10 protein-coding genes and 1 pseudogene are annotated in these 11,695 nt (G+C 47.2%); 2 read left to right on the forward strand and 9 right to left on the reverse strand.

Translation table 11 applies throughout. The annotated features are described in order from the left end of the window. Window positions 1-311 precede the first annotated feature (311 nt). Window positions 312-1,493 carry a DcaP family trimeric outer membrane transporter gene (locus FOE74_RS00550; protein ID WP_149096661.1) on the reverse strand — a complete coding sequence of 394 codons (1,182 nt, stop codon included), beginning with the start codon at window positions 1,491-1,493 and terminating at the stop codon, window positions 312-314. A 572-nt stretch (window positions 1,494-2,065) separates the two neighbouring features. Here FOE74_RS00550 and FOE74_RS00555 point away from each other — a divergent pair. Then, on the forward strand, window positions 2,066-2,827 hold the full coding sequence (locus FOE74_RS00555; protein ID WP_149096662.1) for an SDR family NAD(P)-dependent oxidoreductase: 762 nt from the start codon (window positions 2,066-2,068) through the stop codon (window positions 2,825-2,827). A 63-nt stretch (window positions 2,828-2,890) separates the two neighbouring features. Here FOE74_RS00555 and FOE74_RS00560 read toward each other — a convergent pair whose 3' ends face one another. The 6 genes from FOE74_RS00560 to ureA all read right to left on the reverse strand — a co-directional run bounded on the left by FOE74_RS00560 (window position 2,891) and on the right by ureA (window position 8,262). Continuing rightward, complete coding sequence (locus tag FOE74_RS00560) at window positions 2,891-3,544, reverse strand: urease accessory protein UreD (protein ID WP_262713736.1); 654 nt, start codon at window positions 3,542-3,544, stop codon at window positions 2,891-2,893. Between the two features lie 483 nt (window positions 3,545-4,027). Beyond that, entirely contained in the window at window positions 4,028-4,717 is a 690-nt protein-coding gene (locus FOE74_RS00565) for an urease accessory protein UreF (protein WP_149096664.1), read from the reverse strand. 369 nt (window positions 4,718-5,086) lie between these two features. Next, window positions 5,087-5,515 carry a hypothetical protein gene (locus FOE74_RS00570; protein ID WP_149096665.1) on the reverse strand — a complete coding sequence of 143 codons (429 nt, stop codon included), beginning with the start codon at window positions 5,513-5,515 and terminating at the stop codon, window positions 5,087-5,089. A gap of 332 nt (window positions 5,516-5,847) precedes the next feature. Further along, a complete protein-coding gene (gene ureC, locus FOE74_RS00575) occupies window positions 5,848-7,569 on the reverse strand; it encodes an urease subunit alpha (protein ID WP_149096666.1) in 1,722 nt (573 codons plus the stop codon). After that, window positions 7,566-7,940, reverse strand: coding sequence for an urease subunit beta (gene ureB / locus FOE74_RS00580; protein ID WP_149096667.1), 375 nt, complete (start codon window positions 7,938-7,940; stop codon window positions 7,566-7,568). Before ureB ends, ureC begins: the two co-directional genes overlap by 4 nt. 19 nt (window positions 7,941-7,959) lie before the next feature. Beyond that, window positions 7,960-8,262 (reverse strand): urease subunit gamma, encoded by a 303-nt coding sequence (gene ureA, locus FOE74_RS00585; RefSeq protein WP_149096668.1) that lies wholly within the window; start codon window positions 8,260-8,262, stop codon window positions 7,960-7,962. Between the two features lie 709 nt (window positions 8,263-8,971). Here ureA and FOE74_RS00590 point away from each other — a divergent pair. Next, entirely contained in the window at window positions 8,972-9,481 is a 510-nt protein-coding gene (locus FOE74_RS00590) for a DUF421 domain-containing protein (protein ID WP_149096669.1), read from the forward strand. 153 nt (window positions 9,482-9,634) lie between these two features. On the opposite strand, the gene FOE74_RS00595 is transcribed toward FOE74_RS00590, so the two are convergent. Beyond that, a complete protein-coding gene (locus FOE74_RS00595; RefSeq protein ID WP_149096670.1) occupies window positions 9,635-10,996 on the reverse strand; it encodes an FAD-dependent oxidoreductase in 1,362 nt (453 codons plus the stop codon). A 123-nt stretch (window positions 10,997-11,119) separates the two neighbouring features. Beyond that, window positions 11,120-11,350: pseudogene (locus tag FOE74_RS21660) on the reverse strand (alcohol dehydrogenase catalytic domain-containing protein); the annotation flags it as partial. Window positions 11,351-11,695 lie beyond the last annotated feature (345 nt).

Genomic DNA, 11,695 nt, shown 5'->3' on the forward strand with positions numbered 1-11,695 from the left:
TTTATAGTTTACCATAAGATTTTAACATTGGGGATACTATATATACCACGTTGGTTTGAAACAGGATGAAGATTTTGCCTCTATTTCTCAATAATTACCAGATAAATAGCCCTTTCTTCTAATCAATGTCTCCCTTAAGGGGTAGGCACCAGGCAAAGGCATGGCTGGCAGGGCGGTAGGAACAGCTAGAAAATAAAGGAAGACAGGAGAGTGGCTGGAACATCCATCAGACAAACCTATAGGTAGCCTCTGGTCCATTGGCTTGTAGCAAGGGGGTTCAATACTGATGGTTGAATGGGAAATAGTTTCACCTAAGGCGCCCATTCCGGCACCTTCTCATAAAAGGCATGGGAGAAGCTGTATCTAAGCGAAAGCTGCACTTTAACAGCAGAAGAACTAAACCCATCACTGAAGTTATTCCTTTGCCCCCACTGCAATTCCGCGCCAGCCAAAAATTGGAAAAAAGGTTGGTACAGCACGTTGAAGAGGGCATAATGCCCCCTTTTGAAGGCATGGGCTGCCTGAGCATCTGAGTTGTAGATACGCACCCTGGAATAGCCCATGGTACTGCTCCAGGTCTTGTTCCATTTTTGCTCCAGGAAGGCGAACCCACCTACCACCGGTAAGGCAACTCCAACTATTGGAGTGGAGGGATTATCCAGGTTATTTTCAATACCAATGTCAAAAGAGGCATCGTTTAAATAGCTTTGAATGCCATTGCCATAAACCAATAACCCCTTGAAAAAGGTCTTACTCCCCAGCCGCTGGGTGGAACTGATGTTAAAACCCCACCCTATTTCATCTCCACTCAGGTCAATAGGGGAGTAGACTGTGTTTTCCCACCTGATCCATCTTAGTACACCGGCTAATTCAATATACCCGTTCTTGATTTTTCTACGGTATTCGGCGGTAAGGTCCGGCGCTTTGAACTCAGCCCTCACATTCTGCAGTTCAATTCGGTTGGCATAAATTCCCTGATCAGAAGTAGCGCCAGGCTGCTCCAATCCTATAGCCCATCTGCCTTGCTCCCTTATATGGGTATAACGCACCTGGATGGTACGGAGGAATGGCCGGCTGGAGGGCTCTCCGGCATCCAGTATGTTAAGGGCTATATCAGGATCAGTGAAGGTGCTTTCCGCTTGTCCCAGCATAAACCTACCCAGCTCTACATAGACGTTGGTGAGATGAAAGGTGGTTTGACCTACCTCTGGCCCTGATCCATAAAGGTCAAACTCAAACTTACCTCTCAGTTTGCCCAAGGGCGTCTGAGTCAAGCTATTGAATCCCAACTTGCTTTGCCGAACGCTGAAAAACATATTCCCATCTGGCGCAAACTGATTTTTATACTGGGGAAGTTTGGTCACCACCATGGCATCAAACCAGACAGGGTCCAGCTGGTGGAAATTATACCCTATATCTATCATGATGAAGCCATAGACTTCCAACCCCTTTTCCTGCTTCTGTTCCTGGGCTTCTGCATGGCTTACAGCCAAAAAAAAGAGAGCCAAGGGCAATACCTGACGAAAGTGGGGGCTGATTAAATAACTGAACAACTTCATCGGGGTAAGGATTTAAGCCAGCATCCGCTTCAGAGTTAGATAATCTACAGCCCATGCACACGGGTCATTCCGTCTTCTTACTTACAACCGTTTATATTTCCCCTTACTATCATCATATTCCATCCTACTATATACCCGGTTGACAGGAAACAGGATGAAAATATTTGCTCCTCACAAACCATTCTCTATTTAGCTTTCTTAGAAATGGATAGGTTACTTTCCTTTTCCTGCCGGGAATTGGTAACAAGTCTTCCTGCCAAAATTTTTTAAAGGTATCGGCTTTCTCCTATCATCTTCTAAGCCATCGCCTTGGCCTTTCTCAGGCCTTGCTTATAACCTGTTAGAGCCCTTGTCATCCTCTATCAAAATAACAAAGCCTTGGCGGTGGAGCTAGTTCCGTCCACCTTAAAACCACAAAAGTGTGATTTACAACGTTCCAGAAGAGGCCTCGTACCTAATAATCTAACTATGAGGCAATTATTACACTTACCTTAATGGGCTATGATATGAAAAGGTTGGAAAACAAGGTGGCCATCATCACGGGAGGTGCCGGCAGCATAGGCAAAGTCACCGCCCGGCTATTTTTAGACGAGGGAGCCAAAGTAATGCTGGTTGACCTGAAGGAAGACGCCTTACAACAGGCAGTAGAAGAGCTTGGCAGCGAAAACGTACAGTACAGCGCCGCTGATGTGTCCAGTTCAGAAGATGTGCAACGGTATGTAGAAGCAACTGTCAATGCTTTTGGCAAAATTGACGTGTTTTTCAACAATGCCGGCATAGAAGGGGTGGTGAAACCAATTACCGAATACCCTGAGGAGATGTTTGATAAGGTGATCGCCGTCAATGTGAAAGGAGCCTGGTTGGGCGCTAAGTACGTATTGGCCCAAATGAACGATGGCGGAAGTATCATCAACACCTCTTCAGTGGCGGGAATCAATGGTAGCCCTAATGTGAGCGCCTATATTACCAGTAAACATGCCGTGGTGGGGATTATGCGCGCGGTGGCGGTAGAGGCAGCTCCCCGAAAAATCCGGGTAAACTCAGTGCATCCCTCCCCGGTGGATAACCGGATGATGCGGTCTCTGGAGGAAGGCTTCGCGCCGGGCCAGGCCGAAGCAGCCAAAAAAGAACTGGAAAAAACCATCCCGCTGGGCAGATATGCTGACCCGGAGGAGATCGCAAAACTGGTTTTGTTTCTGGCCAGCGATGACAGCCAGTTTATCACCGGCACCACCCAGATAATAGACGGCGGACTAAGCGTGCAGTAAAGATTGCTCTTAGTGTTTTATTCCTTGCAAACTGACGGATCATCTTCTTTAACAGCCATTGACTTACGAAAGGGTAGTAGGCTCTAACATGACCTGCACCCGCTGAAAGCAGGCAAACAATTGCTCGCCGCCGTTGCCCAGGAGGCGGAGCACGAACCCATTGCCAGCAGTCTCAGACAGTCCGAAGCAAAGGCCTTTTTCTTCGCCTAACATCTCTCTGATCTTCTCCATGTAGGCATGGACGGATTTTCCCTTGGTATTCAGATACACAAGGGAACCTTGGTGTGTGTAGCCCTCCCACTGCCCAATAAGGCCCGGCGGTACCTGCTGCGGCTGAAGCAAGGTATGGTCTTTCAACAGCAGCTTCTGTTTATAATAAACCTCTGTCAGGTTCTGAAAATAAGTAAACAGGAACGCTTCGCCAGAATGTTTTCTGCCGCAGGTGATTATCTCGCTGAGCAACAATGTACAATCGTCTTGCAGGTAGGCAGTAGTATGGCTTTTGAACTTTGAATTCTGATGCGGCACCACAGGGTGGGGCACATAGCTGAAGGCGCTACCGGGTTCCAGCACAATCTCCAGCTTTTGGGTGGCGCCTGCCTGCATCTGAAACAGCCGCTGGTAGGCCTGCGATTGCAGTTGTACCCGGGCACCGGCTTCCACTTTGATAGAAATATCGTATTGGTCGTTATCCAGCATCCCCGGTGAGGAGCTCATGACCATCAGGTATAAGCCACTATCGGTTTTGTATTGCCCCACATTGGCGACCCGAAAAGGCCGAGTAAAGAACGTGTCTTTCAAAAAAGACTTTTCTTTTCTGAGACCGGCAACAATCGTCAATTGGCTAATCATTTCAGTAGGTTGAAGTTAGAAGTATCTTCTGGTAACTTGGGTTTATAATTCCAACCATTCCCGCGGCCAGGATAATGCTGACGCCTTCATGGATAGCCCTCTATTTCATACCAATGATTCTTTCTTTTGATAACAGGCAATTGCTGTCTGTAAACCCTGAACTTTCATTACTAAATATTCCCTTCGCCCTCCTGCTTCATCAGTTTTCAGCTTAGTTTTCACATTTTAACGTAAATCCACGCGGGAATGCCAAACCCAGTCTACCACCTTGATTTTCTAGAGTTCCTTTCATCCGCAACTGGTTAAAGCTTATCAGAAGACAGATGGTTTTGGGTGAATTTCTCTAAATCACGACATATACAGCCGCGAGTAGAGGTGCTCATGTTGCATACAATGGATATCAAACCCAATGTTGCAGATGCCCACCGCCCCCCTCTCCAGACCAAGCGTTTCCTGCACCAATTGATGAAACAGCGGGTGAAGCTGATATAGAATATTCTGCCCCTCCACCTGCCCCAGCGGAATCAATTTCACACAGTTGGTGACCATGCTAACAGCCGCGTTATAGTAGAAGGCCAACAAAGCTTCTTCGGCAGGAATATGCATAAGACAAGCATACAGGCCATAAACAATGCAGTAGTGCCCGGCAGCTTCCTTTTGCAGGATTGCTTCATGGTACTTCTGTACCAGTGGGTGTTCGGTTTGTCGGTTAAAGATTTTAAGGAGCCTGCCCCCCATTTTTATACTTGCCTGCCTGATTTCCCGGGCGCTCTTCAGTGCCGTGCATTCCTGGTCTAACAGAATTACTTCAGACACCTCACCACCAGCCGCTGCGTCATACGCCAGTCTAACAAAAGCTGCATCATTGTACTTGATATTATTGGTCAGCATGCTTTTTATATACCCTTCTGCCGAAGCCGCATCATTTACGGTGCCTTTTTGGATATATGTTTCCAAACCGTTGGAATGGGAGAAACCACCAATGGGCAAGGTAGGGTCAGAGAGATGCAACAGGCTGATGAGGTAGTGGTTTTCCATGCAATTGTTTTGAAGGCCAGCTTATTATCCCATATAAATGGAAGTACCACCGTATTCCTGCGGCTCAACATCTAACTGAGACTGGTTTGCCCGTTACTTTTCCTCCTTGACAGGAGAAATACCTTTTACCAATAATCACCCATAAGGGTCTATGCAAGGCCCTAGCACTGAACCTACCTGCATAGACAAGGGAAAGGTGGGTTGTCTATTTTTAAGCAGAAATAGCCCCTGAAAAAGGGTGGGGTACTGCCTTGGCGCTTACCTTATCACCGCCCGCTAGAATCTGAGGCTGAAAACTTGCCAGTACCATCAATTGGCACTCGTTCTACTATCCTTTAGGTTGGCTTTTAACCTGTACCAATACCCCTCTCAGAAGCGCTTGCCTATGCCTATTCCCACGGAAAAGGTGTTGTAGGCATCTTTGCGGGCATCATAGAAGATGGTTGGGGCTACATCCCAATGCGACCCCAGTTCCAGTTCATACTCCAGGCCACCACGGATCACAAACAGGTTCTCTTCTTTTTCAAATTCCACGCCCGGGCCGGCCAACAGAACCAATCCTTTCCAGGGTTTCCAGAGTACATCCAGGGTAAGCAAAACAGGAGTTTCTTTTTCAATAAAGGTGCCCTCTCTATCCTCCACTTCAAAACTGATCAGCTCTAAATCATTGTGGGAGCCTATTCCCCACTTCTCATTAAACCAGTACTCCAGGTCTAGGCCAACAGAAGGAACAATGAGCAGTTCTTTCCCATCTGAGGTCTCGGTCCCTATGTAGGTATGGTATAACACTGCGCTCATCCTAAAAGGCTTGAACGCATGTGTTTCTGGCTCTTGGGTACGGTTCAGGGATTGCTCCTGTGCAACTACATTTACTGACGAGAGTAGGCAGGCCACTACAACCAGAGAAGTGGTCATTTTCAGGTAAAGATTCATGCCGTACATGGTGATTTACAATTAGAAGGTAATGGATGCCTGCAGTTATAAAGCCATTCCAGCCAGCCGAACGTGAAGCATAGCAATAAACCGTATGGTAAACTGCCTATCTATAACCATGTATTGGGGGAAGAAAGGAGGGTCTTAGAAATGCTTTTCTCCTGGCTTAAAAAGGGAAGTAGTAACAAATGCCACCATCAGAAAACAAAATAGCGTTGCGCCATTGGCAGCACATGGGCAGGTTCACAGGTAACCAGTTCCCCGTCTACCCGAACCTGGAAAGTCTCAGGGTCCACGTCTATATTGGGCGTAGCACCGTTATGGATCATGTGTTTTTTGTAAATATTGCGGCACCCATATACGGGAAGGATCATTTTTTTCAGGCCATACCTTTCTGCAATCCCCTTTTCAATGGATATTTTGGACACAAAGGTGGCACAGATATCAGGCAAGGCTCCTCCAAATGCGCCAAAGGTGCGCCTAAAAAGAACGGGCTGTGGGGTGGTGATCGTGGCATTAGGATCTCCAATTCCGCCCCCGGCAATCATTCCCCCTTTGATAATCATTTCGGGCTTCACGCCAAACAGAGCCGGCTTCCATAGTACAATGTCCGCCAATTTTCCCGGCTCCAATGATCCCACGTAGTCTGCTATGCCGTGGGTGATGGCCGGGTTGATGGTGTATTTAGAGATATAGCGCTTGACCCTGAAATTGTCGTTGTTATTCTCCTTATCTTCTTCCAAGGGGCCCCGCTGCTTTTTCATGCTGTCTGCCACCTGCCAGGTCCTGATCACTACTTCGCCCACCCGGCCCATGGCCTGTGAGTCTGAACTGGTCATGCTCAGCACGCCCAGGTCGTGCAGCACGTCTTCGGCGGCCACTGTTTCAGGTCTGATGCGTGAATCGGCAAAAGCTACGTCTTCAGGAATCTCTTTGCTTAGATGGTGGCAAACCATCAGCATGTCCAGGTGTTCGTCTATGGTGTTTACTGTAAAGGGCAGGGTTGGATTGGTGGAGGCGGGTAGCACGTTCGGGAACATCGCCGATTTAAGGATATCGGGCGCATGTCCTCCGCCGGCCCCTTCGGTATGGAACATATGGATTACCCGCCCGTTGATGGCGCTGATGGTGTCCTCCAGAAAGCCGGCCTCATTCAGGCTGTCGGCGTGAAGGGCCACCTGTACGTCAAATTTATCGGCTACTATCAAAGCGGCATCCAGCACGGCAGGGGTGGCGCCCCAATCCTCGTGCACTTTCAACCCCAGGGCACCAGCTTCAATCTGCTCTTCCAGAGGACCAGTGGCGGAACTGCTTCCCTTGCCCAGGAACCCAAAATTCAGGGGGAAGGCTTCCACTGATTTGATCATCTTTTCCAGGTTCCAGGAGCCCGGGGTTACTGAACTGGCCGTAGAGCCGCTTGCGGTGCCTACGCCGCCGCCAATCATAGTGGTGATTCCACTGAACAACGCATGGTCAATCTGATCAGTTGCTATAAAATGCACATGGGTATCAATGCCGCCCGCCGTTGCTATCAAGCCGGTTCCATCGTGTACTTCAGTGGCAGCACCTATGATCATATCGGGCTCTACCCCATCAATGGTATCTGGGTTACCGGCCTTCCCTATGTGGACAATCTTCCCGTTCCGGATGCCAATGTCTGCCTTGATGATGCCCCAGTGGTCAATAATAATGACTCCCGTTATGGCCAGGTCCAGGACACTTTCGCTGCGCATGGCGTTGGAGGATTGCGCCATCCCGTCACGGATGGTTTTGCCGCCCCCAAACCTATTTTCATCGCCGTACACACAAAGGTCTTTTTCTATTTCGATAATCAGTTCAGTATCGGCTAACCGTACCTTGTCGCCTACGGTAGGCCCGAACAACTGGGCATATCTTACTTTATCTATGGGCAGGCTCATATCGCTTCGTTTTTGAAATCCTTTTCTTCCAGCCGTTTCATTGCTGCTGCTTTGCTTCTTTCCAGCACCGTATCGCCGCCCACCAGATTATTGATCCCGAAAACCCGCCGGGCACCGCCAATAGACACCAGATCTACTTCCTTTTCCTCACCTGGCTCAAAACGCACCGCTGTGCCGGCTGCCACATTTAGGCGCATGCCAAAAGCCTTGCCCCGGTTGAAACGCATTTGCCGGTTTATTTCAAAAAAGTGACAATGTGACCCCACCTGCACCGGGCGGTCGCCGGTATTCACCACGGTGATCGATACCACAGGCCGCCCTACATTACAGATGATCTCTCCTTTTCCTATAAAGAATTCCCCAGGTATCATATCAAGTATTTTTATGGTGTCAGCGGATAGGGTTCAGGACCGGTATGAGCTTGGTTCCATCAGGGAAGGTGGCTTCTACGTGCACTTCCTTCACCATTTCCGGAATACCCTCCATCACGTCTTCCCTGGTTAATAAAGAAGCCCCGTATTGCATCAGTTCGGCCACCGTTTTTCCTTCCCGGGCCCCTTCTATCAAGCGGTTGCTGATAAAGGCAATAGACTCAGGGTAGTTGAGCTTGATGCCCCGCTCTTTCCTTTTTATCGCTATTTCACCTACCATGTACAGCAGCAACTTTTCTGTTTCTCTTGGGGATAAGTGCATATTCAAAGACCTGTTAGTGTTACAAAAGCCAGTGCAAACCAATATCTATTTATAGCGAAAGGAGCGATACTCCTATTCTACAACGTTTTGCTTCTTTAAAACGTTACTTTTAGTCTTTCATAAACACAATTTCAAAACATTATTTTCTTACCAGCCTTTCTTTGCCACCGTAGAATAGAGGGGAAGCAAACCACCTTTAAGCTATAGGCCGGGCCAGTTGCTTTGACACCAGCAATAGACAGAGCTGCAAATGATACTGAAAGTGGTTTTAAGTTGGAAGAAAGGCCGTTGGGCTGTAGACCTATAGCAGGAGCATTGGTTGGGATTGTGTTTTCAGCTGCGGCTGGTGATGCCACCCAGGAACTGGGCGGTAGTGATTATGAGGGCAATTTTTAAAATCAATGTAAAACCGTCAGGACCATGCTTTATTGCACAGGATACTAGGTTATCCTTACCTACTGGTCTAGGCTTGATTGAACTCCGTCTTCCTACCAGCCACTAACCTCTTCCCCTTACCAGGTGTATGCGTGGCCGTCAAAGAGCAAGGATTTTGGGTGTGTTTTTAAAAAATTGCCTATGAAACGGCTGCCCATGCAGGAAAGAAATAAACAGAAGCCTGTGTCCAGTTAAGAATAAGAGACCATTACTTCCAGCGGCCTTTCCAAATGAAAGAAAAAATCCAGGGTTCAGATTATTTAATGTAACCAAAATGCAGTCTTTACAAGAGCTACTAGAAAGCGCGGTGGGCATAGGGGCAGATAAACTTTCGGTTTTGCATATTCTGGTGCGCAGCTTGTTGATTTATATCATTGGGATTGCCTTGGTCCGGCTTGGGAAGAAGCGATTCTTAGGGAAGATATCTGCCTTTGATACCGTCCTTGCCATTATCATAGGGTCTTTACTGAGCCGTGCCATCACTGATTCTGATTATTTCCTGCACATTTTGGCGGCTTGCCTTCTGTTAATCCTCCTGCACCGGGTCTTTTCTTTGGTTGCGGCCTATTCAGATGATTTTGGGGCTTTGATCAAGGGAAACGATAGGGTGATTCTAAGAAACGGTGAACTGTTACACGATGCCATGAAGAAAAGTAACCTAAGCGAACAAGACGTAATTCAGTCGCTTCGTCTCAATGGCAATACAGATGACGTGAGCAAAATTAGAATAGCCCGCATAGAGCGGAACGGCGATATAAGCGTAATCATGAAAGAAGAAAACTGATTCTTTCACGAATTTGAATTCCATGTTGCCATATAGTTGCTGGAGGACTGTTTGCCTTCTGGGACACCACATTGACATTGGAAATGCCTGGCTTTTGCCAACTAAGGAAAGATGCATTAGCATGGCCTGACTTTCAGTGGTTTTGCTTTGGTTTTAAATCTGAGCATACAGATCGTTGAAGGCTTCTGCCATGGACGGGTGCGTGTAAATGGTATCCCTAACCTCCTTGTAATCCAGTCCGCAGTTGATGGCCACCTGAATGGTATTGATCATTTCGTTTGCCCCGGTACAAAACAGGGTGCAACCTAAAATCTTATTAGTTTTCGTGTCCACCACAGTTTTTAACAAACCGCTGGTGTCGCCATCTATCCTTGCCCTTACCACACTGGCGGCCGGAAGCTTGGCTACTTTAATCTCATAACCTTTTTCAAGGGCCTCTCGCTCCCGCAAACCAATATGCGCTAAGGGAGGTGTAATAAAAACCGACGAAGCGACCAGTTTTCGCTGCTCAACTGAGGTATACTTTGCCTCTGACAACTGGTCCCGAATGATCCGAAAATCATCTAAGGAAATATAGGTAAACTGGGGACCACCGTTGATATCACCCATTGCCCATATATTAGGGACATTCGTTTTAAGCGACGCATCTACCTCGATATAACCTTTTTTATCTGTTTTGATACCAGCGGCTTCCAGGTTGAGGCCCTCTGTCATTGGTTTTCTGCCGGTAGCTACCAGGAGAGCCGAGGCCTCTAAGAAGACCGTTTCCCCAGTCTCCTTTTTATACTCAACCCGCACTTTATCATGGTCTGTGTTCTCTATTTTTTGAACGGTGGCCGCCGTAACGATATTTATTTTTCTGCCTGTCAACACTTTAAAAACTTCCTCTGCCACATCCTTATCTTCTTTAGGCAAAAATTCCTCAGCGCTGTCCAGTACCGTTACCTCTGCGCCGAACTTGGCATACATATCGGCAAACTCTAACCCAATAAATCCCCCGCCAATGATGACCAGCTTTTCAGGCAGCCTGGACTGCTCCAGCAAAGAAATACTGGTGTAAACATTTTTGACAGTGTCTATCCCTGGTATGGGCGGTACAAAAGGTTTAGAGCCCGTGTTGATAAAAATCCGGTCGGCCGTGATTCGTTTTTCCTCCTTACTCTCCCCGATTTTTACCAACACCTCATTGGGAGAAACAAAAGAGGCCTTTCCTGTAATAACGGCTGCCGCAGGCAACTCTTCAATTTTCTCGTAATTAAGCTCCCTGAGAAAAGAAGTCAGATCATTTTTCAGACCGTAGGCCTTTTGATAAGGCACCTTTTCTTCGGCCTTTTTTATCAATGTTTTTGTAGGAATGCAGGCTACATTGATACAAGACCCTCCATACATTTTATTGGACATTTCAACAAGGGCCACCTGTTGCCCTTTTTTAGCCAGCCAGGCAGCCAGGGTTTTCCCTCCTTTGCCAAACCCAATGATCAGGTTGTCGTAATGTGGCTCTATATTTTTTCCCATTAGCTGAGGGTTTTAGCATAAGGGCTGTAAAGACAAGTTTGACCTTGCTATCTAAGCTGCAATTAGGATGCTCATCAGATGATTTCTAAAGCAACAAAGGGGAAGTGTTTTATTGACTTATCTTTACGATTGGTTTAATCGCTTCACCGATTCTGGACTCCTCAAAAGACTTTGTTGATGTCTGGTAAAGCATTCCAAACATTCCTCACAGTAGGAGTAAGAAAGAATCACATGCTTCCCAAGTTGCACAGTCATAACACCCGAATCAACCTTTTCTATGTTTACTGCCCCTTCGTGACCCAGTACAGCCAGAAATGGGGTTCCTCTCCATTGATTGATTGATTCTGCATCAGTACGACAAACCGTTTCACTACGATTTTAACGAGAGGATTTTAACGAGAGGATTTTAACGAGAACTTCGTCAGCCGCGAGTTCCGGTTATTCCACTTCTTCAATTTCCACTGGCTCACCTTCGGTGGTTATTGCCACTACCTGGAGCTTCACCTTACCCCCCCCAGATTTGTTGTTTTAATACGATTGTTTATTAATTAAATACGTTTATCCATTAAATACGTTAGTGTAAGAACCTAACCACATTTATCTCTTTTCCCAAAAAGGGATAACCCAGAGAAAATTTGACAGCTTAGCTATTTTGATTGTAGTTGTTGGTCCGCGGTGTTGACAAAGCAAGATCACCAG

Source organism: Rufibacter glacialis (genome assembly GCF_008271745.1).
GTDB classification, from domain to species: Bacteria; Bacteroidota; Bacteroidia; order Cytophagales; family Hymenobacteraceae; genus Nibribacter; species Nibribacter glacialis.